Raw genomic sequence first — 24,234 nt, forward strand, 5'->3', positions numbered from 1 at the left:
TCCGCCATGACCACCACCTCAGGCCCACGGAATCGTCCAGCCCTGGTCCGCCGAACAAGGTGCAGGGAACGGCGGCCACGCCGCTTCTCCGGCGACTGGTATCAGCCGGTATCAGGGGAAGACCGCGAAGAAACGCCAGTCGAGGACGTCGCGGGCGGGGACACCCGGGGTGTCGGCGTCGGCACGGACGAGGCATCGCAGCCGGGCCAGCCCGCCGCCGGCCGCGAGCGGGGTGACGGCCTCGACGGTGACCTCGCCGCGCAGCGTGTCGCCCTCGTGGACCGGCCCGGTGTGGTCGCAGCCCTCCCAGCCGGCGACTGTGACCAGGGACGGCAGGGCACGGGTCACCTGGGCGAACGCGATGCCGATGGTGTGGCCGCCGTAGACGAGGCGGCGACCGCCGGCGGCGGCGCTGTCGTGGTGCACCTGGGCGACGTTGAGGGTGAGCCGGGCCAGCTCCGGGGCGCTGGAGACGACGTCGCCGCCGCCGATGCGCCAGCCCTGCCCGACGGCGAGGTCCGCGAACCGCGGGCCGGCGACCTGCCCGGCGAAGGGCCCGAGGTCCCAGCCGTTGACGACCGCGGCGAGCTCGGCCGAGGTCGGCTGGGCACCGACGGTGTCGGTATCGTCGCAATGGCCGGTGACCCGGTCCGGGTCGCGCAGCGGCAGCATCGCGCAGCGCCAGAAGTCGAGCACGCCGCGGCCGTGCTGGTCGACGGTCGTGATCCGCAGGACCGCGAGACCCGTCGGACGACGGCCGGGACGCGACTTGTTCTGCCGCAGCGCCACGACCTCGGTGGCGGTGCGCAGGGTGTCGCCGATCCGGGGCGTGCGCCGGAACACCAGCCCCCGGTAGAACAGGTTGGCCTTGACGTGGTGGGTGACCACCGTGGACTGGCCGATGGCGACATCCCAGACGACGTTCGGCGGGACGAGCGGCGGCACGGCCGCGGCGGTGCCGGTGACGTCCGCGCACAGCGCCGCGTCCAGCGCGAGCGCGAGCCGGCCGCCGACGATCGCCCGGTGCGCGTCGGCCAGCCCGCTGGTCAGCGTCACCCCCGGCGCCGAGCGGAACACCTGACCGACCGTCAGCTCGTCGAAGTACGGCCCCTCGGCGACCAGGGTGCCCAGAGCCGCCCCGGTCGTCATCGGCCCTCCCCGCCGGTCGTCGCCGCGTCCGCGCTCGCCGTGCTGACGCCCGCGGCGTCCGCACCCGCGCCCGCCGCGCCGGCCTTGGGGGCGCGCGCCGCCTGGCCGCCAGCGCGGCCAGCGCCGCTCTCGCGGCCCTTCCCGTTCCCGCCGCCCGCGCCGTCGGTGGCGGCGATGACGCCCTTCTGGACGAGCCCACCGATCTCGGCGTCGTTCATCCCGAGTACCTCGGCGAGCACGGCGGCGGTGTCCTCACCGAGCCGGGGAGCCTCGCCGGGGGCGCCGTAGGCGCCGTCCCAGCGCATCGGCGAGCGCGCGGTGATCGCCGGCAGGCCCTGCGACGGCACCTCGCGCCGCGGCGCGTCGTCCGCCGGCACCAGCACGTGGGCGAGCACCGGGTGCACCCCGCGGGCGTGCGCGGCGACGACCTCGGTCATCCCCCGGTAACGGCCCCACAGGACCCGGGCCGCGTCGAGCTCGTCGGCGACCTGCTTGGAGTCCCGGGCCGCGAACCAGGGCCGCAGCACGGCGGCGATCGTCTCGCGCAGCCGGTAACGCTCGTCCTCCAGCGTGAGATCAGCGTCCAGGGCCGTCTCCAGCGCGGCGAAGACCGCGCCGGTGCCGGTGACGGAGCACAGCGCCGCCCACTGCCCCTCGGTCAGCGCCACGACCATGACCCGCTGGCCGTCGCGGCAGGCGAAGTCGACGCCGAAGCTGCCGTAGACGTGGTTACCGTGCCGCGGCCGCTCGTGACCGCTGGCGGCGGCCTCCGACAGCCAGCCCATGTTGGCCACGCCGGCGAGCGCGACGTCCGAGAGGGCCAGCTCGATGTACGCGCCCTCGCCGGTGCGTGACCGGGCGTGCAGCGCCGCGAGCACACCGGTCGACACGGACAGGCCGGTGACGAGGTCCCAGGCGGGCAGCACGTGGTTGACCGGCGCGCCGCCCTCCTCGGTGCCGGTGATGCCGGGCAGGCCGACCTCGGCGTTGACGGTGTAGTCGACGGCCGGCTTGCCGTCCGGGTAGCCCTGGACGCGCAGGTGGATCAGGTCCGGCCGGCGGGCGGTGAGGAGGTCGCTCGCCATCCAGCGGCGGCCGACGACATTGTCGATGAGGATGCCGCGGTCCGGCCCCGGCGCGGTGATCAGCGCGGTAACGATCTCGCGCCCCTCGGCGGAGCGCATGTCCAGCGCAACGGAGCGCTTGCCCTTGTTCAACGAGTGCCAGTAGTAGCTCTCCCCCGTCGGCGCCACCGGCCAGCGCCGGTAGTCGCTGCCGCCGCCGACAGGGTCGATGCGGACCACGTCGGCGCCGAGCTGGGCGAGCGTCATCCCGCCGGTCGGCCCGGCGACGAAGCTCGCGCACTCGACGATGTGCAGCCCCTCCAGTGGGCGCGCGCCCGCCGCCGCGATCATGCGGCCCGCCCGGGGGCGGCGGCCGCGCCGGGAGTCACGGCGATGACAGCGACAGCGACAGCCGAGGCGGCCGCCGAAGCGCCGGCTCCGGCGGCGGCTGGCGCGACAGTCGCGACGGCGGCTGCTGACGGGTGGTCAGGTCTTACGACGGTGGGCACGTCGGGCTCCTCAGCTCACGGAGGCGCCGCCCACGGCTGGCGGTGACGACACCGCAGGTGGAACGGCAGGCGGGACGAATCGTATGGCGGGTTTCGAGGCACCCGCGCGGGGTTCCTGCCGGATCGGCGAAGCCGATCCGGCAGGTCCGGGGTGCCAGGCGCCCGACCGAGGGGGGTTCCGGCCCATGCACACGACCGGGCCGTCCAGGCCCGGGCCGCCTTGGTGGCTGCGTTGAGTTGATGCGGCGCCGATGCGCCGTCATGACACCGGGGCCACGCCCGCCGTCGGGCGCCTGGCCCGCGTGGAAGGCCCGTATCGGCCACGACAGGCCGCTGTCTTCAGTACCTATTCGACCTCCGGTACCTACTCGACCCGGTGGTGAGGAGGCCCGGCCGGCCGGTCAGGAACGGTAATCCTGTGCCCGCCGACCACCCGTGGGTGACCGGCCGAGCGCGGGCTGACTGCCGACGGGCATGTCGATCGCCCCGGCGTCGGGTGCGACAAGAGGACGGTTCATCCTGAGACGCGTGGATGATGACATTCGCGAACTCATCAAGGCCCCGCCGGCCTATTTGTTCGGATGGCCCGTCCCCCTGATCGACGAGATCGGCGGCCTGTCACGCGCTGCTTACGACGGCCGGATCGACCTCGACGAGTGGCGCCGGCGCGACCGGGACCTGCGCGCCTCGATGCCGCCACTCGCGAGCCCGGGCATGGTCAGCGCGATGCACCGGCGGGTCACGGAGGCCTGGCGGGAGGCACGGCGCGGCTCGTCGGACACCGCCGACGCCGAGGCGCTGCTGACGATGATGGGCCGGCTGCGCTATCTGACCGAGCCGGCCCCGACCGACGCGGAGCTGTTCCACGAGCTCGCCGGCATCACCCGCCAACTGCGCGAGTACAGCCAGCACGACAACCTCAACCGCTCGCTCGGCCGGCGCGCCGAGCTGATCCGCGGCTGGCTCGCCACCTCGCCCGAGTACGACCTGGCGAGCGGACTGGAGTGGTCGGTCGTCGGGCGCTACCGCTGGGTGAGCACCTCACTCGGCGCGGTCCCGACCTATGTCGACGAGGCCCGCAGGCTCGCGCTGACCGACGCCGGGAACGCGGAGAAGGCCGCGGTGAGCGCCGGCATCCGCGGCCACCACGAGCTGCCGCCCGAGATCGCGGCGGCCGAGATCCGCCAGGCGATGCTGTACTCGTCGTTCGCCGTCCTCCTGGAGGAGGCCTGGCGGCGCGAGGGCTACGAGGAGCTCGGCGACGGCCTCGCGGCGCTGTGGAACCGGCCGGCCACCCGGCGGCTGCTGATGACGGTCACCGCCGACGGCTGGCCCCGGCGGCTCGCCGCCTACGACCCCGGCCTGCCCACCATCGCCACCGGCCCGACCGGCCGCACCCTCCGCGCGGCGTCATCCACCCCCATCTTCCACGCCACGGAGACCGACCTCTCCGCATCCCCCCTGGACTAGCTTCTCGGGCGTCCGTCACGTGACCGGCCTAGGCGGGCTGCCCGGCGCCGCCCCAGCCGTGTTGCTCGCACAGGGTGCGCCGCTCGGAGAGGCCCTGCGCGGTGCTGATGTCGCTGGTCATGGCGAGCCAGGCGCTGCGGAAGTCCAGCGGCATCGACCGCTTGGCCTCGACGCCCGCGATGTACACCGCGTACGCGAGGTCGATGTCGCCGACCTGCTTGCCGCCGTCATTGAGCTCGCGGGCGTAGTCGAGCCAGAAGCAGGCGCCCTGGGCGTAGGCGTCGAGGGTCCTGTCGAGCGGCGCGTTGCCGTCGGTGGCCAGCTCGGCGGTGTGGTTGGGGCAGTAGTTCGGCACCGCCGCCTTGGCGAGGATCGCCGCGTCCCCGACGGTCAGCCTGTCATCGGAGACCTGCGCCGACGTGGTCGCCGCCCCGCGCAGTGTCATCCCGGCGTCGAGCAGCGTGCAGGTCCAGGTCGCCTGGTCGATCTTCCACTGCTCCTCGGCGTCCAGGTCGGGCAGCGTCCGGGCGAGCTGGGCCAGGTATGCCTTGTCACCGGGCGGCAACGAGGCGCTCGCCGTCGGCTGGGGGGCCGCCGTGCCCGCCGAGGGAGGCGGCGTCGACGCCGGGCTCGCGGTCATCTGTGGTGGGATGTCGTCCTTCAGGCTCGGCGAGCAGCCGGCGACCGCCAGCGCCAGCATGCCGACGAGCACCCCGGTGGCGGTCCGCGCCGCCAGCCCCAACGGCCGCATCGCCGTCCTTCCTGCAGCGCTCCGAAACCCGGGCGGCCGCGGTAGGAGAAGAACGCAGCGCGGGCGCCAGGCCGGGGAACGAATCGGGCATTAGACGCCACCATCATGGACCTATCAGGCGGCGCCCGCTGATCGGTGTCGGCTGAAGGACGCCGCCGATGATGATCATGACCATCGACGCGGGGCGTCAACGGCGTGGACAACGCCGCGGGAACTGCTCGGCCATGCCGGCGGACGCCCGGCGGTCGTCACGTCCCGGCCACCAGTCACACCGATCAGCCCTACCGCCCGCCGCCCGCCACCGGCCAGCCGCCGCGCGGCTCGCGGCTCGCGGCCTCCTCCGCTCGGTCATGGTCGACTCGTCTGCGTCGTCACCCTGAGTGAGGATGCCGAGGTGGACAGACGTAACGGATCATCGCCCCGCCGGCCCCGACGCGGGCCGGCGACCCGTGCGACGACCGCCGCCGCGGGCGTCGCCAGCTGCGTGCTCGCGGCCGCGCTGGTGTCCGGATGTGGTGACGGCCAGCCTGGCGCCTCCGCCCAGACCTTCATGACGGGCGGCCCGGGCACACCGACGACCATGTTCCCCGCCGAGACCGGGACGGCCTCCCCCGGCGGCACCGGCACGCCCACCGGCACTGCTTCACCCACCGGCACCGCTTCACCCTCCGGCACGGCGAGCCCCTCCGGCACGGCGAGCCCTGGTGCCGGCGCGCTGACCGCCTCGAACGCGCCGTTCACCCTGCCTACCGCGGTCACCGAAGCCAGCGCCGTCTCGGACAACGGCAAGGTGCTGGTGATGGGCGGCAAGGACACCAATGGCAAGGCCGCCAACCAGGTGACCGCCATCGACCCGGACGCGGGCACGGCGACCTCCGCCGGCACGCTGTCCAAGCCGGTGACGAACGCCAGCGCCGCGGTCGTGAACGGAACACCTACCGTCTTCGGCGGCAACACCAGCGGTTCGGGGGCTGGCGGCGTCACCGACGTCGTCCAGACGTTCTCGAACGGCACCAGCCAGGAGGTCGGCAAGCTGCCCGCGCCGCGGGAGAACCACGGCGCCGCCACGGCGAACGGCAAGACCTACCTGGTCGGCGGCGACGACGGCAGCAAGATCCAGAGCGGCATCCTGGCTACCAGCGACGGCAAGACGTTCCAGAACGTCGGCAAGCTGGAGACCCCGGTGCGCAACGCGGCCGTCGCGACCATCGGCTCCGGTTCCGACCAGAAGGTCACCGTCTTCGGCGGCGAGTCCGACAACGGCGCGACGGACGCGATCCAGCAGTTCGACCCGTCGACCGGCAAGACCTCGACCGTCGGCAAGCTGCCCCAGGACCTTAAGGGCGCCTCGGCCTTCACCGTCAACGGCACCACCTACCTGGCGGGCGGCCAGGCGGGCGGCCAGGCGTCTCCGAAGATCTACAAGTTTGACCCGAGCGACAACTCGGTCACCGACGCCGGCGACCTGCCGGACGGCGTCCAGAACGCGGCGGCCGCGGCCACCGGCGACAAGGCCTACCTCGCCGGTGGCGAGGTCAAGGGCAAGGTCTCCAACGCGGTCACCCAGCTCATGCCGAAGTGACCCGGCCGCGCCGGCCGCCCGGCCGGCGCGGCTCCTCCCCGGCCGGCGCCCACCGGCCCACGCCCCCTCCCGTGTCGGGGAGGGGGCCTACTCGCGAGCCGACCGTCACGCTGTAACGCCGCGGCGTCGTAGCGTATACATCTGATCAACACACAGAAAGCGACGAAGCCACAGTTCTCCATCCAAACTGCTACCGCATGCTTCACCACAGGAGCATGAGGTAGCGGTGGTGACGCTGGCCGATTCACCTCGCGCGCAAGGACTGTCAAAAAAGTGGCAGTTGGTGCCATCTGCCATTTCCTGTCATACGATCTCCTCAGACAAGGTGGCGGCCGTCCAGCGGCGAGCCACCCTCCTGGGGGAGGACGCATGGCGACGGGCACCTCGAAGGGCACCGCGGCGCGTCGCCTGCTGGCCGGCCTGACCGCCCCGGCCGCGGGAACCCCGGTGATCCGCCCGGTCGGGCGGCAGACCGCGGCGTCACCCGCCGAGCGGGGGCAGCCCGCGGGCGGCGCGGTATCTACCGGCGAACCCGGGGACCTGGACGAAGGGGTCCCGGCCGGGCTGCGGGAGCGCAAGAAGCTGCGCACCCGCCGCACGATCGTCGACACCGCGCACGCGCTGTTCGCCCAGTACGGCTACGACGCGACCACGATCGAGGCGATCGCGGTCAGCGCCGAGGTCTCGGTGCGCACCTTCTTCCGGTACTTCGCCACCAAGGAGGAGGTCGCACTCGCCCCGCTCGACGAGGTCGGCGAGCTGGCGCTCGCGGCGCTCGCGCGCCGCCCGGCCCACGAGCCGCCGCTCGCGGCGCTGCGCTCAGCCTCGCTGGACGCCTGGGCCACGATGGCGCCGCACCCGGCGGCGTTCCGCGGCTACGTCGAGCACCTGCTCATCGCCGACGCCGCGCCCGCGGTGAGCGCCGCGATGCTGCAGCGGATGATGCGCCTCGGCGACCGGCTCGCCGCGGCGATCGCCCCCCGTTTCCCACCGCAGACCGGCCGCGTGCCGGGCCGTGGCATCGACCTGCGCCCCCAGCTGACCGCCGCGGCGTTCCTGGCCGCCGTGCAGGTCGGTGTGCGCGGCTGGTTCACCCGCGGCGGCCACGATCTCGACGAAATGCTCGCGATGGTCGAGTACTGCATCGACCAGCTCGTCCCTGCTGACTCCACTCATCCCACGTCCGAACGGCCGGAGCCGGTACGGCCCGCCCCGGCCGGCGCGGCCTGTGGCCCGACCTCGGTGCCTACGGCCGCCCAGCCCACCGGCCCACCGGCCGGCCTGGGCGTCGGCGGCCCGGCCGGCGGCAACCCCGCCGAAGGCTAGGCCGGCCGGGCCGCCGCGTCCGTCACCATCGCCCTGCCCCGCCCTCCTGGGGCCTCACAGCATGCCCGACCGCCCCGCTCGGCGGTCGAGTAGCGGCCAGCGCGGCCGAACCCCGCCCGCTGCCGTCCCTTATATCCCGTTATGTCACGTAGTCGCCAGTCGCCTTGGCCATGCCGCGTCTGCGCGGAGAAAGGGCATTCTCGTGACCACCACTAACGAGGCGACGCTCGCCGCTGGGTCGCCGACCACCGCGTTCGCCCCCGCGCCGCGCGGCGCGGCGGACGACGACCTCGCCGCCGGCCTGACCGCCGGCGGCGTCTCGGCGGCCACCGCAACCGTCTCGGCCACCACCAGCGCCATCTCGGCCACCACCACGGCCGTACCCCGGGCTCGGACCGCGCCCGCCCGCCTCCGCCCGCCCGCCGGCACCCCGGCGAGCGCCGCGCCCACCACGGCCGCGCCCACCCTCGCGGCCGTCCCGGCCCCCGCCGCGACGGCGTCCCGGGCCGCGCCCGTGGCTCGGCCCGCCGCGTCCGCCCTGGTCGTGCCCACCGTCGCCCCGGCCGGCGCCGAGATCCACGGCGACGTGCTCGACGACATGCTGGACCGCGCCGTGACGCAGCTGCGCTCGTTGCAGGACGACGCCGGCTGGTGGAAGGGCGACCTGGAGAGCAACACCTCGATCGACGCCGAGGACCTGATGCTGCGCAAGTGGCTCGGCCTCTGGAACCAGGAGCAGGCCGAGCTCACCGCCAGGTTCATCCGGTCGCGGCAGAACGCCGACGGCTCCTGGCCCATCTACCACGCCGGGCCGGGCGACCTCGCGCCGACGGTGGAGTCCTACGTCGCGCTGCGCCTCGTCGGCGACAGCCCGGACGCGCCGCACATGCGCGCCGCCGCCGCGTGGACGCGCGCCCACGGCGGCGTGCCGGCGGCCCGGATCTTCACCCGCATCTGGCTGGCGCTGTTCGGCTGGTGGCGCTGGGAGGACCTGCCGGTACTACCGCCGGAACTGATGCTCCTACCGGCGAAGGTGCCGCTGTCGATCTACAAGTTCGCCTCGTGGGGCCGGCAGACGATCGTCGCGATCACCGTGCTCATGGCCCGCCGGCCGACGGGGACCCCGCCGTTCCCGATCGACGAGCTCTTCCCGGCTCCGGCCCCGTCCACGAAGTCCCGTCGGCGTGGCCGCGCCGCGGGTGCCTGGGTGGACACGACCATCGACGGCCTTTTCCACGTCGGCGACGGTGACGTGGACGGCAACGGCTCCCTGGCGGCGCACCCACCGGCGGGCGGCGCACCCGCGGCCCGCCTCGCCACCCCGGCGGCGCCGGTCGACGCGCCGAAGCGCCGAAGCGGCCGGGACGCCGCACCGGAGCCGCCGGACGTGGCCGGCCGGGCCAAGGACGGCGGCGGGCCCGGCGTTCCGCTGCCCGGCGGCCTCTTGCGCAGGACCGGCACCCGCGCCGCCCGCGGGCTCAAGTCCGCCGCGCTCGAGCACCTCCCGTGGGACTGGATGTTCCACCGGGTCGACCGGGCGCTGCACATCTACCACCGGCACCCGGTCCGGCCGCTGCGCGCACTCGCCCTCGGCATCGCCGAGCGGTGGATCGTCGTACGTCAGGAGGCCGACGGCTGCTTCGGCGGGATCCAGCCGCCGACCGCCTACTCGATCATCGCGCTGCGTGTGCTCGGCTACCCGATGGACCATCCGGTCATCACCGCGGCGCTGCGCTCCCTCGACCTGTACAGCGTCACCCGCCCGGACGGCTCGCGGATGCAGGAGTCCTGCCAGTCGCCGGTCTGGGACACCTGCCTGGCGACGATCGCTCTGGCGGACGCCGGCCTCGCCACGAACGACCCGGCGCTGGTCCGCGCCGCCGACTGGCTGGTCGGCCAGGAGGTGACCGCCCGGCGCGGCGACTGGTCGGTTCCCATCCCCGACGTGCCGGTCGGCGGCTGGGCCTTCGAGTTCGAGAACGACACCTATCCGGACGTCGACGACTCCGCCGAGGTGATGCTGGCGCTGATGCGAGTCGCCCATCCCCGGCCGGAGAAGGTCATGGCCGCGACCTACCGGGGCCTGCAGTGGGTGTTCGGCATGCAGTGCGCCGACGGCGGCTGGGGCGCGTTCGACGTCGACAACGCCGGCCACCTCGTCTACAAGATCCCGTTCGCGGACTTCGGCATGCTCACCGACCCGCCGTCGGCGGACGTGACCGCCCACGTCGTCGAGCTGCTCGGCGAGCTGGGCCTGGGCGACGACCCCCGCACGAAGCGCGGGGTCGAGTGGCTGCTGCACTCCCAGGAGGTCGACGGCTCCTGGTACGGCCGCTGGGGCGTCAACCACATCTACGGCACCGGCGGCGTCGTCCCGGCCCTGCGCGCCGCGGGCCTGCCCGCCTCCCACCCGGCGATCCAGCGCGCCGCCGACTGGCTGGTCTCCCGCCAGAACCCCGACGGTGGCTGGGGCGAGGACTGCTACTCCTACAACGACATGTCGACGGCCGGCATGGGCGTCTCCACGGCGTCGCAGACGGCGTGGGCGCTGCTCGCCCTGATCGCCGCCGGCCGGGTCGGAGACGGGGCCAAGGGCGAGGCCGCCGCCCGCGGCGTCGCGTGGCTCGCCGCCACCCAGACCGACGAGGGCAGCTGGGACGAGGACTACTACACCGGCACCGGCTTCGCCGGCTACTTCTACATCAACTACAACCTGTACCGGCTGGTCTGGCCGGTCATGGCCCTCGGCCGCTACCGTCGGGCGCTCGCGGGCGACGCCCACTGAGCCCTGGTCGCCTGGGTCTGGTTCGTGGGGGCCCCCGCCCCGGGCGCGCGGCCCCCCCCCGGGGGGGGGGGGGCGGGGCCCCCCGGTGCTCGCGCGCCACACCCCACGGCTCACCCGGCTGACCGGTGCCCGGGGCGGCGCTAGCCGACGGGGGTCTGGGTGCCGAGGACGGCGAGGAGGGCGAGGCGGTCGGCGTCCCCGGAGCCGCGCTCCGCCGTGTAGATCATGATCCGCAGGTCGGCGCCGGCGACGGTGAGGATGTCGCAGTCCAGCGTGAGCGCGCCGGCGCGCGGATGGTCGATCGTCTTGCGGGCCGACTCGTGGTGGCCCACGGCGCCCGAGTCCCACAGCTGGGCGAACCGGGGGCTGTCCGCCCGCAGGTCCGCGACCAGCCGCCGCAGCCGCTGGTCGGCCGGGTAGCGGGCCGCCGCGGCCCGCAGGTCGGCCACGATCGCCCGCTGGAAGGCGTCCAGCGCCTCTGGCGTGTGCCGTACGGGCGCGCCCAGGCCGTGGAAGTGGCGCCACACGGCGTTGCGCTCGTTGCCACGCCACCCCGACGGGTCACCGATCAGAGCCGTGTAGGGCTGGTTGGCGACCAGCAACGTCCACGACGCGTCGTAGACCGCGACCGGCGTCCCGGCCAGCCGGTCCAGCAGCCGGTGGACGCCGGGGGTGAGGTGGACCGGCACCGTCTCCGGGCCGGGCGGTGCGAGGCCCGCGAGCCGGAACAGGTGCGCACGTTCGGCACCCGCGAGGCGCAGCGCCCTGGCGAGGGACTCGACAACCTGCGCCGACGGGTTGGACGCCCGGCCCTGCTCCAGGCGGGTCACGTAGTCGACGGAGATCCCGGCCAGCAGGGCGAGCTCCTCGCGGCGCAGCCCGGGCGCGCGCCGGGGGCCACCCGCCGGCAGCCCGGCCGTGTCGGGCGGGACGCGGTCACGCCAGCGGCGCACCGCCCGCCCGAACTCCGCCGTCGCCATGTCCCCAGTGTGCGCGGGTCCGCCCCGCGGCAACCTGGTACCGGTGTTCCCAGGAAGACGGGACGCCTGGCAGGGTTCGCAGACCGGACGCAGCCTGGACGCATGACAACGACACTGGTCACGGGAGCGAACAAGGGCCTCGGCTTCGAGGCCGCCCGCCGGCTGATCGCCGCCGGCCACATCGTCTACCTCGGTTCCAGGGACGCCGAGCGCGGCAGGCGGGCCGCGGACGAGCTGGGAGCGCTGCTGCTGCCGCTCGACGTCACCGATGACGCGTCGGTCGCCGCCGCCGCGAAGACCGTCGAGGAGGGCGGCGGGCTGGACGTCCTGGTCAACAACGCCGGCATCGAGGCCCGCGGCGCCGGCAACACCGTGCCCCCGCCCGCGGAGCTGACCGCCGACGCGATGCGGCACCTGTTCGAGACGAACGTCTTCGGCGTCGTCCGCGTCACCCATGCGTTCCTGCCGCTGCTGCGCCGCTCGGCCGCGCCGGTCATCGTCAACGTCAGCAGCGGCCTCGGCTCACTCGCCCAGGCCAGCGACCGCGGCGTGCCCGCCTACCACTACCCGGGCGTCGAGTACCCGGCGTCGAAGGCCGCGCTCAACATGGTCACCGTCCAGTACGCGAAGGCGTTCCCCGCCATCCGGGTCAACGCGGCCGACCCGGGCTTCACGAACACCGACCTCAACGGCCGCACGGGTACCCAGACCGTCGAGGAGGGTGCCGAGATCATCGTCCGCCTGGCCCAGCTCGGCCCCGACGGCCCCACCGGCGGCTACTTCTCCGCCGCCGGCCCGGTCCCCTGGTAGCACGGGGTCCCGGCGGCGGGCACCGCCAACCGGAGGCACACCAGGGCGTTCCCGTGGACGCTTTCCCGTGGATCCTTTTCGCGCGGCTCCTGGCGGTCAGACGACGTGGTCGGGGGCGGGGGTGGCGGCCATCAGGTCGCCGAGGCGGCGGGACTGCTCGCCGGCGCCACCGAGGGTGAACTCGAGCTGCTTGGCGTGCAGGAAGTAGCGGTGGACGAAGTACTCCTCGGCGATGCCCATGCCGCCGTGCACGTGGACGACGGCGCTCGCGACCCGGTGGCCGCCGTCGGCCGCCCAGAACTTCGCGGTGGCGACCGCCGCCGAGGCGTCCCACCCCTCGGCGAGCTGCCAGGCGGCCTGCCACATCGTCAGGCGGATCGCCTCGACGTCGATGTAGCAGTCCGCGAGCCGGTGCCCGACCGCCTGGAACGAGCCGATCGGGCGGCCGAACTGGTGGCGGTTGCTCGTGTATTCGGCGGCCGCGCGCATCGCGCGCTCGGTGACGCCGAGCTGCAGCGCGCACAGGCCGAGCGTCGCCCGGTCGCGCAGCGCCACCGCCGCGGCGTTGCCCTCGGGCGCCGCCAGGCCGCCGAGGAGGGCGTCGTCGCCGACCACGACGCCGTCCAGCCGTAGCAGGCCGGCGATCTCGCGGGCCGTGGTGAGCTGCGGCTCGACGGTGGCCCCGGCGGCGGCCGGGTCGACGAGGAACAGGCCGACGCCCGTCTCGGTGCGCGCCGGGACGAGGACCGCGTCCGCGACCGTCGCGAACGGCACGGCCGTCTTGATCCCGTCCAGCCGCCAACCGCCGCCGGGGCCGACGCCGCCGTCAGGGCCTGGGCCGGCGCCAGCCAGTCTGGTCGCGATCGTGGCCGGAGCGGCGGCGTCCGCGCCCCGCGGCTCGGCGAGCGCGACCGTGAGGATCTTCTCGCCGGCGACGAGGCCGGGCAGCCAGTCACGCCGCTGGGCCTCGGTGCCGTAGGCGGCGACCGCGCCGGCGGCGACTGTCGCCGAGGCCCACAGCGGCACCGGTGCGAGCACCCGCCCGGCCTCCTCCAGCACCAGGCACTCCTCGAGGACCCCGTAGCCCAGGCCGCCGTACTCGGCCGGCACGCCGACGCCGAGCAGGTTCGCCTTCGCGAGCTCCGCCCACAGCTCGCGGTCGAACCGCGGCTCGCCGGTGCCGGCGAGGACGCCCGCCTCCAGCGTGGTCAGGCGATCGGGGGTGACCCGTTCCGTGAGGATCTGCCTGGCCAGCGCGGCCAGGTCGCGCTGTTCCTCGGTCTGGGCGAAGTCCATGCCGTGGCTCCTCGCGAGAAGGCTTGGTCGTCAGCGGGCCACCCGCCGAGGACCCGGTGGTCCACGGACGGGCGAGTAACCAATAACGAGAACTTGTTCTAGTACCGCGCTAGCATCGGGTCAACCGCGACCTGATGACCCATCAGGTCTCGTCGGGTACGCCGGGCTCACGGGATACGCCGTGACGGCCGGCCGCGACAGGAGAGCGCCGATGCGAGTCGCCTACACCGCGGCGCAGGAGGACCTGCGCCGCGAGCTGCGCGAGTACTTCGCCGCCATGGTCACGCCCGAGCTCGGCGCCGAGCTCGCCGGCGGCGAGTCGACCCTGAAAGGCAAGGACGGCGCCTACTGCCGGGCCATCCGCCAGATGGGCAAGGACGGCTGGCTCGGCATCGGCTGGCCGACCCAGTACGGCGGCCAGAACCGGTCGATGCTGGAACAGCTGATCTTCGGCGACGAGGCGACGCTGGCCGGGGTGCCGATCCCGCTGCTGACGCTGAACAGCGTCGGCCCGGCGATCATGGAGTACGGCACCCAGGAGCAGAAGGACTTCTTCCTGCCGAGAATCCTCGCCGGCGAGCTGCACTTCTCGATCGGCTACTCGGAGCCGGGCGCCGGCACCGACCTCGCGAGCCTTCGCACCCGCGCCGAGCGCGACGGCGACGGCTGGGTGATCAACGGCCAGAAGATGTGGACGTCCGTCATCCAGGTCGCCGACTACGTGTGGCTCGCCGCCCGCACCGACCCCGACCTGCCGCGCCACCGCGGCCTGTCGGTGTTCTGCGTGCCCACCGACGCCCCCGGGTTCTCGTGGACGCCGGTGCCCACCATCTCCGGCGGCATCACCAGCCAGACCTTCTACACCGACGTCCACGTGCCGGCCGAGGCTCTGGTCGGCGAGGTGAACGGCGGCTGGAAGCTGATCACCGGCCAGCTCAACCACGAACGGGTCGCGCTGTGCTCGGCCGCCGGCATCCAGCAGCTGCTGCTGTGGACGCGGCGGTGGGGCGAGGCGACCGAGGCCCCGGAGGGCGGCCGGGTCATCGACCGCCCGCTGGTCCGGCGCAACCTCGGCACGGTCCACGCCAAGGTCGAGTTCCTCAAACTGATCAACTGGAAGATCGCCTGGGGCGTCGACCACGGCGCCCAGCTCGGGCCGGCCCAGGCCAGCGCGACGAAGATCTTCGGCACCGAGTTCGCCGTCGAGGCATACCGCCTGCTGATGGAATGCCTCGAGGACGAGGCGGTCCTCATGTCGGGCTCGCCGGGCGCGGTGCTCGCCGGCCGGCTCGAGCGCGCTTACCGACAGATCCTCATGCTCACCTTCGGCGGCGGCACCAACGAGATCCAGCGCGACATGATCGCGATGCTGGGCCTCGGCATGCCGCGCCCGCCGCGGTGAGGTCGTCTCCGCCGGCGGCACCCCCGACGTCGATCACTTTTGGTAGCGGTGTCGACACGGCTGAACGGGCGTCTGAGGCCCCGTTCAGGGATGCCCGGGGTGCCGGGAAGGGAGCATCACCCCAGCTCAGGGGTGCCACCCGCCCGCCGCGCCCACCCCAGCGCCGAACCGTGTCAGATCAGCCCGTCTATAGACAGGCCCATCCAACACACATCGCTGACCCCGTTTCGAACCGTGTCGGATCAGCCTGCCTATAGGCAGGGCCATCCGACACGGTTCGCGCGTCCGAGGAGAGTCCGCGTGACCGAGTCCGAGCCGCACGCGCTTGTCACCCGTGACGGCCATGTCCTGGTCGTCACGATGAACCGCCCGCACGCCCGCAACGCGATCACCCCCGAGATGATCGGCATCCTCGAGAAGGCCTGGGACGAGGTCAACGCGGACCCGGAGATCCGGGTCGCCGTGCTCACCGGCGCCGGCGGCGCGTTCAGCTCCGGAGCCGACCTCAAGCAGATGTCCGCTCGCCCGCCCGGCGAGGCGTTCCGCGGTGACGGGGACGGCACCCGCCTCACGATGGACCTGTCCGTCATGAAATGGATCATGAAGCGGTTCGTCCTCACCAAGCCGCTCATCGCGGCCGTCGAGGGGCCGGCGATCGCCGGCGGCACCGAGATCCTGCAGGCGACCGACATCCGGGTCGCGGGCGAGTCGGCGAGGTTCGGCGTCTCGGAGGTCCGCTGGGGCCTGTTCCCGCTGGGCGGGTCCGCGGTCCGGCTGCGCCGCCAGGTCCCCTACGCGGTGGCCGCGGACCTGCTGCTCACCGGCCGGCACCTCGGGGCGGCCGAGGCCAAGGAGATCGGCCTGGTCAACCACGTCGTCCCGGACGGGACGGCCCTGGAGCGGGCCATGGAGATCGCGCGCGCGATCGCCGCGAACGGGCCGGTGGCCGTGCAGGCCGTGCTGCGCGTACTGCGGGAGACCGAGTCGCTGCCCGAGGACGAGGCGTTCCGCGTCGAGTCCGAGCTCGGCATGCGGGTGTACCTCAGCGACGACGCGAAGATCGGCCCACGCGCGTTCGCCGCGAAACAGACCCCCCGGTTCAGCGGCCGCTGAGCCCCCGGCGGGCCTGTGACCTCTCGTAACGGCGCATCAGCGCTGTGCCCGGGGTCCCTGCCGGATCGGCGAAGCCGATCTGGGAGGTCTGCCAGCCACCTCGCCGGCCCGGACCCGGCCGGCCGCAGTCGCCCAGTGGGAGACGTCATGGAGTTCAACCTCGCCGACCTGTTCGAGCACGCCGTCGACCGCTACCCCAACCGGGAGGCCGTCATCGCCGGCCCCGCCCGGCGGACCTACACCCAGCTGGAGGAACGCGCCAACCGCATGGCGCATCACTTATCCGGCGCCGGGGTGGGACCCGGCGACCACGTCGCGATCTACGCCTACAACGTGATCGAGTGGGTCGAGACGATGCTCGCGGCCTACAAGATCCGCGCGGTGTGTGTGAACGTCAACTTCCGGTATGTAGCCGAGGAGCTGGCCTACCTGCTCGGCAACGCCGCGCCGGTCGCGCTCGTCTTCCAGCGGCAGTTCGCCGACCGGGTGGCCGAGGTGGCGCCGAAGATCGCGAGCCTGCGCCACCTCGTCGTGATCGAGGACGGCACGATCCCCGGTGCCGGCACCGGCACCGGCACCGGCGAGAACGGCGCCGACGCGCTGGGCGCCACGCCCTATGAGGAGGCACTGGCGGCGTCCCGGCCGGACCGGGACTTCGAGACGCGCTCCGGCGACGACCGGTACCTGCTCTACACCGGCGGCACCACCGGCATGCCGAAGGGCGTGCTGTGGCGGCAGGAGGACGTCATCTTCGCCCTCGGCGGCGGCATCGACCTGATGACGGGCGAACGGGCCGGCCGGCCGGAGGATCTCACTGAGAAGGGCGCGGCCGGCGTCACCACCGCGCTGCCGATCGCGCCGCTGATGCACGGCGCCACCCAGTGGTGCCTGCTGACCAACCTGAGCAAGGGCCAGCGCACCGTCCTCGTCGACACGTTCGAGCCTGACGAGGTCTGGCGGCTGGTCGAGGCCGAGCGGGTCAACCTGGTCATGATCACCGGCGACGCGATGGCGCGCCCGCTGCTCGACACCCTCGACGCGTTGGAGGGCGCGGGCAGCCGCCCGGAGCTGTCGTCGCTGTACGCGCTCTCGTCGAGCGCCGCACTGTTCTCCCCCGTCCTCAAGGAGTCGTTCATGCAGCGCCTGGGCGTCGTCGTCACGGACGGCGTCGGCGCGTCGGAAGCCGGTTCGCACGGCGTCGGCATCGCGGACAAGAGCCGGGTCCGCGGTGACGCCGGCGTGCGCATCCGGCCGATCGACGACGCGCTCGTCGTCGACGACGACCTCACCCCGCTCGGGGTCGGCGAGGTCGGCCGGCTCGCCCGCAGGGGCAACATCCCGATCGGCTACCTCGGTGACCCGGCCAAGACCGCCCAGGTGTTCCGTACCGGCCCGGACGGCCTGCGCTACTCCGTCCCCGGCGACTTCGCCCGGCTGGAGGAGGACGGCACGATCACCCTGCTCGGCCGCGGCTCGGCCACCATCAACTCGGGCGGCGAGAAGATCTTCCCCGAGGAGGTCGAGGGCGTGCTGAAGACCCATCCGGGCGTCTACGACGTCCTCGTCGTCGGCTTGCCTCACAAACGCTGGGGCGAGACCGTCGCCGCCGTCGTCGCGCCCCGGCCCGGCGCCAAGCCCACCCTCGCCGACCTGCAGCGACACTGCCGTTCCCACCTCGCCGGCTACAAGGTGCCCCGGGTGCTGACCCTCGTCCAGACCGTCGTGCGCACCCCCAGCGGCAAGGCCGACCTCGCCTGGGCCCGGCGGGTCGCCGCCAGGGCCGCCGAGGACACAGCCAGCGCCCAGGGCACCGAGAATGCCGAGAACTGACGGCGTGGCGGGGATCCGGTACCAGCGGAGGCCCGTGTGACCGTGCCGCCGGCCACGCCCGTCCTGGTCGGCGCCGCGGCGGCGGCCCGGCTGCCGGACGCGGTCGAGCTGATGGCCGCCGCCACCGAGGCGGCCGCCGCGGACGCCGGGGCACCGGGCCTGCTCGCCGCCGTCGACCGCGTGTACGTCGCGCGCGGCACCTGGGACTGCCCCGACCCGGGCCGCCAGGTCGCCGACCGGTTCCGCGCCCGCGAGGCCCGCACGGTCGTCGCCGAGCTGGGCATCCTGCAGCAGAGCCTCATCACCCGCGCGTGCCTCGACGTCACCGCCGGCCGGGCAGGCGTCGTACTCGTCCTCGGCGCCGAGGCGGCCCACCGGGGGCGAGTCCGCCTCACCCCCGGCCGTCCCACCTCCCGCGCCCACGCCGCTTCGGGTCGCGCGGGCGGCGAAGCCGGACCACCAGGACGGGCCACAGTGACGCGCGGTCCGGGCGAGGCGGGCGGGGCGGAAGGCGACGCGGGGGCGGGCGGGCGGCCCGGGAGCGGTCCGGACGAGATCATCGCCCCTGACGCGGACATTCTGGCGCCGCTGGAGATCCGCCGCGGGCTGCACCTGCCAGTGCGGCAGTACGCGGTCCTCGAGTCGGCGCTGCGGGCGGCGAGCGGGCTCGGCCTTGCCGCGCATGCCGCCGAGGTCGCGGCGCTGTGGGCCGGGTTCTCCCGGGTGGCGGCCGGAAACGAGGACGCCTGGGCACGGGACCCGGTCACCCCGGCCGGCCTGGCGCCGTCGGAGCGCAACCCGATGATGGCCTGGCCGTACACGCGGTCGCACTGTTCCCGGGCCGGCGTGGACCAGGGGGCGGCGCTGCTGATCTGTTCCGCGGCCGCCGCTCGGCGCTTCGGCGTGCCGCCGGACCGGTGGGTCTTCCCGGTGACCGCCGCCGAGTCCAACGTCATGACGCCGCTGGCCGCCCGCCCCGACCTCGCCCGCTCGCCCGGTTTCCGTGCCGTGGGCGAACGCCTGGCCGCCGTCGCCGGCGTCGCCCCGGCCGACGCCGACTACCTGGACCTCTACAGCTGCTTCCCGGCGGCGGTCCGCGTCCAGGTCCGGGAGCTGGGCCTGACCGGACGCTCCGACCTGACCGTCACGGGCGGCATGACGTTCGCGGGTGGCCCGCTGAACAACTACGTCCTCCAGTCGACCGCGGCCATGGCGCGGGTGCTGCGCGCCGCCGAGCCGGGCGCCCACGGGCTCGTCACGTGCGTCTCCGGGATGGTCACCAAGCAGGCCGGCCTGCTGTGGAGCGCCAGCCCGCCGTCGACGGGTTTCCGCGCCGAGGACGTCTCGGTCGACGTCCGCGCCGCCGAGACGACGCTCCCCCTCGTCGACGAGCCGCCGGATGGCACCGGCGCCGGCGTGGTCGCCGGGTTCACCGTCGCCTGCGAGCAGGGCGCCCCGGTTCAGGCCCTCGCCGTCGTGACCCTCGGCGGCGCCACTCCAGCCCGCGCCGAGGGGGACGGAGCAGGAGGCGACGGAGATGAGGGTGGCACCGGAGGTGACGGCGCTGGCCACGGTCACGCCATCCGCACGGTCGCGGCCAGTGCCGACCCCGACGTCATCGCCGCGATGACCCGTGAGGAATGGGTCGGGCGCCCCGTCACCGTCCGCGCCGGCACCCTGCTGCCCTGACGCGCCCCGCCGGCCCGACAGCCGGTGCCGTCGGTCGTGGGGCCCCGCCGGCCCGTCCGGTCGGTGGACCGATGACACTGGCCACCGTGACGTCAGGCGAAAATCCCGTGATCAGTACCGCTACGGTAGCGGCGGTGGAGGCCGAGGTGGCACGGGCGCACCGCAAGCACGGGGAGCGGTCGATCCTGAACCCGGCGATGCCGGACGCGGTGCGGCTGCCCGTGCTGGTCGAGGAGGTCGGCGAGGTCGCCCGGGCCATGCTGGAGGGCGCCGACCCCCGCCACCTGCGCGACGAGCTGATCCAGGTCGCCGCCGTCGCCCTCACCTGGGTGGAGGCGCTACGCGACCGCACGGATCAGGCGCCTTTGTTCGACCCCGGTCAGGCAGTCACGGAGTCTGACGCGGTCGGGTGACTCGCGCCCGGTCTCACCCGGGAAAGCTCACCCAGGAGGGCCAGTCCGACCAGGATCATTGATCACCGGGCTGGCTGACAGCAAGATCACCGGGATGGGCTGGTTTCCGGTCCGCCTCAGATCCGAGGGTCGCCGAGGTCGCGGTGGCCGCCGCGCTCCCCCTCCGTACCTTGCCCCTACCCGACGTCGGTCGTGGGCGGGGCGTTGAGGTAGGTGATGACGGCGCGGACGCGGCGGTTCTCGTCGGCGGCGGGCAGCAGGCCCAGCCGGGTGAAGATGCTCGCGACGTGCGTCTCGACGGTGCGCAGGCTGACGACGAGCCGGGCCGCGATCGCGGTGTTGGACAGTCCCTGCGCCATCAGGCTGAGGACCTCGCGCTCGCGGTCGCTGAGGGTGGCGACGGTGCCGACCGGCGACCGGCGCTGGACGAGGGCGCGGATCACGACCGGGTCGACGACCGACCCGCCCGCCGCGACCCGGCGGACCGCGGCGAGGAAGTCGTCGATCTCGATCACGCGGTCCTTGAGCAGATAGCCGAGCCCGCCCGCGCCGTCGCTGAAAAGGTCGAGCGCGCCACCGACCTGCACGTGCTGGCTCAGCAGCAGGACCGCCGTCCCGGGATGCGTGGCCCGGATCGCGCGGGCCGCGCGCAGCCCCTCGTCGGTGAACGTCGGCGGCATGCGGATGTCGACGATGGCCAGGTCGGGCGCCTCACGGGCGACGTGGTCAAGCAGGCTGTCTGGCTCACCGACGACTCCGGTGACGGTGATCTGGTCGTCGGCAAGGATGCGCAGCACGCCCTCGCGCAGCAGCACCGCGTCGTCCGCGACCACCACCCGCGGGCCCCGATCGCCGCCGAGGTCGCCACCGTCGTCCGCTATCCGCATGGCAGCTCCGCCCGTAGCTCCGTCGGTCCACCAAGCGGGCTGGCAACGACGAGCTGGCCGCCGCAGGCCTCGACCCGGTCCGCGAGTCCACGCAGCCCGCTGCCAGCGGCGGGGCCTGCGCCCGCGCCGGCAGCGGGGTGCGCCGCGACGGGGGCGCTCGCGCTGGCGGCGAGCGCTCCGGGGGCATCCGAAGCGATCACGGCGCCGCCCGGGCCGCCGTCGACGACGGTGACGGTCAACGACGACTCCCGGCAGGAGGCGCTGACGGTCACCCAGGCGCCGGCGGCGTGCTTGGCGGCGTTGGCGAGGCCTTCCGCGACGACGAACCAGCCCGTCGCCTCGGTCGACGGGCCGTGCCGGTGCGCGGGCAGGTCGAGCAGCCGGACGTCCGCGGGCGCGCGGTCGACGAGCTCGCGCAGCGCCGGGCCGAGGCCTTCGGAGGCCAGCGCCGCCGGCAGCAGCCCCGCAGCCAGCGTTCGCAGGTCGTCGACGGCGGCGCGCAGTTCGTCGACGGCCAGGTCGAGCAGCGGGAGGGTCGCCGGGTCGAGCGCGCCGCCGAGGCGGCGCTGCTCGGAACGCAGCCGCAACGCCAGTGCGACAAGGCGCTGCTGGGCGCCGTCATGCAGGTTGCGCTCGATCCTGCGGCGCTCGGCGTCGGCCGCCGCCACGATCCGGCCTCGGGACGCCTCGACGGCGGCCAGCTGAACCCGCAGCTCGGCCTGCAGGCGGGCGTACTCGAGCGGCATCGCCGCCGCCGCGAGCACCGCGTCGAGCAGGTCCCACTCATGCGGCGGCAGCGGCCGGTGCACCAGCACTCCAAGCTCGCCGCCACCGCCACCGCCGCTATCGGTGTCGTCGGCGGCCCGGCCCGAGCCGTCCCCGCCAACACCGATCCGGCTGCCAAGCCGCCGGACCGCCCGGATGCCGCTGCGCGCGCCGCCCGTCGCCACCTCATCCGGTCCGGCCGTGGAAGTGGGGCCAGCCGCGTCGATGGGCAGGGCGGCGGGCGCGCCGGCCGCGTCGACCAGGCGGCCGTCGGCAAGCGTGAACAGCAGGGCCAGCTCGGGGTCGCGCAGCGCCGCGGCGAGCACGCCGCGCAGTTCGCCGGGCGCGGCGGGCGCCGTCCCCAGCCGGTCGGCGTAGGCGCGGACCCGGGCGACCGCGTCGAACCGGCGCCGGTCGAACCAGCGGTCGATCGTCGCCTGGACGGTACGCCGGGCCGGGCTGACCAACGCGGCGGCGGCAAGGGTGGCGCCGACGATCGCGACGCTGCGCCCGTGCGCGAGGCCGGCCGTCAGCATGCCGAAGCCGGCGGCGCATCCCGCGTAGGTGGCGGCGGCGAGCACGGTCAACGTGCCGTAGACCAGGGTGCGGTTGATCAGTCGGTCGATGCTCCACAGCTGGTAGCGCTCGATCGCGAGGAGCATCGCGGCGACGACGGCCAGCGTGCCGGCCAGGTTGAGGCCGACGCGGGGGGTGACGAGATCGCCGGCCAGGTTCAGGACGACACCGGCGACGCCGCCGAACAGCTGCCACTTCACCTGCTGACGCGTGACCGGTTCGGCGTGGCGCAGCCGGCTGACGAGGCTTGCGAGCCCCGCCGCGAGCCCGGCCAGTGCGGCGACGATCACCACGCCGAGGGCGCCCACCACGATGGCCGGCAGCACGCCGGGCGGGGTCGGGGCGTCCGGCAGCGTCCGCGGCCCGCGGAACGGCCAGCTCAGCACCGCGACGACGACGACCGCCGCGCCTCCGACGGCGGCCGTCAGCTGCGCGGCACGCCATCTCCGGCCAGGCGGGGGGCGGCCGTCCGGGAACCACAGCAAGATCAGTGGTGCGAGCACGGGTGCCGGCAGCCGGGACCAGAGGGTCAGCCAGGAGGCGACCGGGCCGCCTGTTCCCGTTCCAGGGCCGGTCACGTAGACGTGGTCGGCCCACACGATGGCCGCGACGAAGACCGCCCTGGAGACCCCGGCCACCGCGAAGATCCAGGCCAGGCGGTTGCCGGGTTCCCGGTACAGGATGGCGGTGCCCAGCAGCGGCAGCATCACCGCCAGCACCACCGAGAACCCCGGATCGCCGCTGACGAACCGCCCCCAGGTCAGGCCGTCGCGCACCGCGACGACGAGCGCCACCGCCGTCACGCCGACGGACCCCGCCGCCAGCAGCCACGACACCCAGGTCCGCCACGACCAGCCGGGGACCAAGGACGAGCCTCTTCGCGACGACGAGCCGAGGGCGGCGGACGAGCCGAGGGCCGAAGGCGAGCCGACGCGCGATGACGAGCCGGCCAGCACGGTCGAGCCGAGGCCCGGAGGCGAGCCGGCCGGCGACGACGAACCGGGGCCCGACGAGGAGCCGGTTCCCCCAAGCGAGTCGAGGCGCGACGACGAGTCCGCCCGCCGCGACCTTGACGGCCACGACCAGGCCGTCGGCCCCGCGCGGCCGGGGGTTACGGGGCCACCGGCGCCGAGCGGGGCGACGGCGGCGCGCGCCGATGCCCGCTCCGGCACCTGGTCATGGGCACGCCTGGGCGACGGGCCTTCCTCGGTCACCTGCCCATGGTCACCCACGGGGTCGCGGCTTCGCCTCCGTGGCAGCACGGAGCGGGCAGTCCCGCGCGGCCACGGGCGCCGACGACCCGGGTGGCGACGGACAGTTCACGGCGACAACAACCCGGTCCCACCGGGACCCGACGGCCGCTTCCGGGCGTCGCCGTCGGTCCTCTCGTCACAGGAGGTTTCCATGACCGCCATCCTTCCGCTGCTCGGCGGCCTGCTGCTCGGTCGGTTCGCCGCCATCCGCGTCGCGGTCGGCATCCAGATCGCGCTGTACGCCGTGGCCGCCGCGTCCCTCATACTGACCGCGCCGGACCACGGCGGCAGCTACACCGATGGTGTCCTGCTCAGCCTGGTGCTCGCGCCCCTGTCCGCGCTGACCTTCTTCCTCGGTCGGCTCTGGCGCAAGCGCGCCCAGCGCACCCAGAACGCCTAGCGCTGGGCACGCTGCGATGAGGCGCCGGCGCGCGACGTTGATCGGGGCCTTCGACCGCCGGCCTCGGGCCCGAGGTCGACACCAACCCCGCAGCGTCGACGAACAGTCCTGGCCTGGCCCGCCACCGCCCGACGTGCCAGGCCAGGGCTGGCGCCCGCCGCCGGCGGATGAGAAACCGGCGTCC

The 24,234-nt window shown here is 74.3% G+C and carries 18 protein-coding genes; 11 read left to right on the forward strand and 7 right to left on the reverse strand.

What is annotated here, in order from left to right:
* Window positions 1-111: 111 nt before the first annotated feature.
* Together QOZ89_RS11795 and QOZ89_RS11800 are read right to left on the reverse strand one after the other, a co-directional pair.
* Entirely contained in the window at window positions 112-1,149 is a 1,038-nt protein-coding gene (locus QOZ89_RS11795) for a hotdog family protein (protein WP_312623756.1), read from the reverse strand.
* Complete coding sequence (locus QOZ89_RS11800) at window positions 1,146-2,564, reverse strand: CoA transferase (RefSeq protein ID WP_241841464.1); 1,419 nt, start codon at window positions 2,562-2,564, stop codon at window positions 1,146-1,148. The genes QOZ89_RS11795 and QOZ89_RS11800 overlap by 4 nt, the downstream gene beginning before the upstream one ends.
* A 686-nt stretch (window positions 2,565-3,250) precedes the next feature.
* Here QOZ89_RS11800 and QOZ89_RS11805 point away from each other — a divergent pair.
* Window positions 3,251-4,192, forward strand: coding sequence for a hypothetical protein (locus QOZ89_RS11805; RefSeq protein WP_071046632.1), 942 nt, complete (start codon window positions 3,251-3,253; stop codon window positions 4,190-4,192).
* A 28-nt stretch (window positions 4,193-4,220) separates the two neighbouring features.
* On the opposite strand, the gene QOZ89_RS11810 is transcribed toward QOZ89_RS11805, so the two are convergent.
* The gene (locus QOZ89_RS11810; protein WP_071046633.1) at window positions 4,221-4,943 is read right to left on the reverse strand and encodes a DUF732 domain-containing protein; all 723 of its coding nucleotides are present in this window, start codon (window positions 4,941-4,943) and stop codon (window positions 4,221-4,223) included.
* Between the two features lie 394 nt (window positions 4,944-5,337).
* On the opposite strand from QOZ89_RS11810, the gene QOZ89_RS11815 reads away from it, so the two are divergent.
* The 3 genes from QOZ89_RS11815 to shc all read left to right on the forward strand — a co-directional run bounded on the left by QOZ89_RS11815 (window position 5,338) and on the right by shc (window position 10,636).
* Window positions 5,338-6,525, forward strand: a complete 1,188-nt coding sequence (locus QOZ89_RS11815) for a Kelch repeat-containing protein (RefSeq protein WP_071046634.1) — start codon at window positions 5,338-5,340, stop codon at window positions 6,523-6,525.
* Between the two features lie 369 nt (window positions 6,526-6,894).
* Window positions 6,895-7,851, forward strand: a complete 957-nt coding sequence (locus QOZ89_RS11820; RefSeq protein WP_071046635.1) for a TetR/AcrR family transcriptional regulator — start codon at window positions 6,895-6,897, stop codon at window positions 7,849-7,851.
* Window positions 7,852-8,053: 202 nt separating this feature from the next.
* Window positions 8,054-10,636, forward strand: a complete 2,583-nt coding sequence (gene shc, locus QOZ89_RS11825; RefSeq protein WP_312623759.1) for a squalene--hopene cyclase — start codon at window positions 8,054-8,056, stop codon at window positions 10,634-10,636.
* A gap of 140 nt (window positions 10,637-10,776) precedes the next feature.
* On the opposite strand, the gene QOZ89_RS11830 is transcribed toward shc, so the two are convergent.
* The gene (locus QOZ89_RS11830; RefSeq protein WP_071046637.1) at window positions 10,777-11,616 is read right to left on the reverse strand and encodes a helix-turn-helix transcriptional regulator; all 840 of its coding nucleotides are present in this window, start codon (window positions 11,614-11,616) and stop codon (window positions 10,777-10,779) included.
* A 102-nt stretch (window positions 11,617-11,718) separates the two neighbouring features.
* Here QOZ89_RS11830 and QOZ89_RS11835 point away from each other — a divergent pair, with 102 nt between their 5' ends.
* The gene (locus QOZ89_RS11835; RefSeq protein WP_071046638.1) at window positions 11,719-12,426 is read left to right on the forward strand and encodes an SDR family NAD(P)-dependent oxidoreductase; all 708 of its coding nucleotides are present in this window, start codon (window positions 11,719-11,721) and stop codon (window positions 12,424-12,426) included.
* A gap of 96 nt (window positions 12,427-12,522) precedes the next feature.
* On the opposite strand, the gene QOZ89_RS11840 is transcribed toward QOZ89_RS11835, so the two are convergent.
* Window positions 12,523-13,722: an acyl-CoA dehydrogenase family protein gene (locus QOZ89_RS11840; RefSeq protein ID WP_071046639.1), complete on the reverse strand. Its 1,200-nt coding sequence runs from the start codon at window positions 13,720-13,722 to the stop codon at window positions 12,523-12,525.
* Window positions 13,723-13,933: 211 nt separating this feature from the next.
* Here QOZ89_RS11840 and QOZ89_RS11845 point away from each other — a divergent pair, with 211 nt between their 5' ends.
* From QOZ89_RS11845 to QOZ89_RS11865, 5 genes are all read left to right on the forward strand, one after another.
* Window positions 13,934-15,124, forward strand: coding sequence for an acyl-CoA dehydrogenase family protein (locus QOZ89_RS11845; RefSeq protein ID WP_312623760.1), 1,191 nt, complete (start codon window positions 13,934-13,936; stop codon window positions 15,122-15,124).
* A gap of 300 nt (window positions 15,125-15,424) precedes the next feature.
* Window positions 15,425-16,237, forward strand: a complete 813-nt coding sequence (locus QOZ89_RS11850; RefSeq protein ID WP_071046641.1) for a crotonase/enoyl-CoA hydratase family protein — start codon at window positions 15,425-15,427, stop codon at window positions 16,235-16,237.
* A gap of 147 nt (window positions 16,238-16,384) precedes the next feature.
* Window positions 16,385-18,067: an acyl-CoA synthetase gene (locus QOZ89_RS11855; protein WP_312623761.1), complete on the forward strand. Its 1,683-nt coding sequence runs from the start codon at window positions 16,385-16,387 to the stop codon at window positions 18,065-18,067.
* A 36-nt stretch (window positions 18,068-18,103) separates the two neighbouring features.
* A complete protein-coding gene (locus QOZ89_RS11860) occupies window positions 18,104-19,756 on the forward strand; it encodes an acetyl-CoA acetyltransferase (protein WP_312623762.1) in 1,653 nt (550 codons plus the stop codon).
* A gap of 107 nt (window positions 19,757-19,863) precedes the next feature.
* The gene (locus QOZ89_RS11865; RefSeq protein WP_198543050.1) at window positions 19,864-20,169 is read left to right on the forward strand and encodes a nucleoside triphosphate pyrophosphohydrolase family protein; all 306 of its coding nucleotides are present in this window, start codon (window positions 19,864-19,866) and stop codon (window positions 20,167-20,169) included.
* 176 nt (window positions 20,170-20,345) lie between these two features.
* Here QOZ89_RS11865 and QOZ89_RS11870 read toward each other — a convergent pair whose 3' ends face one another.
* Both QOZ89_RS11870 and QOZ89_RS11875 read right to left on the reverse strand, forming a co-directional pair.
* Window positions 20,346-21,056 carry a LuxR C-terminal-related transcriptional regulator gene (locus QOZ89_RS11870; RefSeq protein WP_312623763.1) on the reverse strand — a complete coding sequence of 237 codons (711 nt, stop codon included), beginning with the start codon at window positions 21,054-21,056 and terminating at the stop codon, window positions 20,346-20,348.
* Window positions 21,047-23,629 (reverse strand): histidine kinase, encoded by a 2,583-nt coding sequence (locus QOZ89_RS11875; protein WP_131803729.1) that lies wholly within the window; start codon window positions 23,627-23,629, stop codon window positions 21,047-21,049. The genes QOZ89_RS11870 and QOZ89_RS11875 overlap by 10 nt, the downstream gene beginning before the upstream one ends.
* Before the next feature lie 172 nt (window positions 23,630-23,801).
* On the opposite strand from QOZ89_RS11875, the gene QOZ89_RS11880 reads away from it, so the two are divergent.
* A complete protein-coding gene (locus QOZ89_RS11880; RefSeq protein WP_071046646.1) occupies window positions 23,802-24,050 on the forward strand; it encodes a hypothetical protein in 249 nt (82 codons plus the stop codon).
* Window positions 24,051-24,234 lie beyond the last annotated feature (184 nt).

This window comes from Pseudofrankia coriaricola (assembly GCF_032027725.1).
Lineage (GTDB): Bacteria > Actinomycetota > Actinomycetes > Frankiales > Frankiaceae > Pseudofrankia.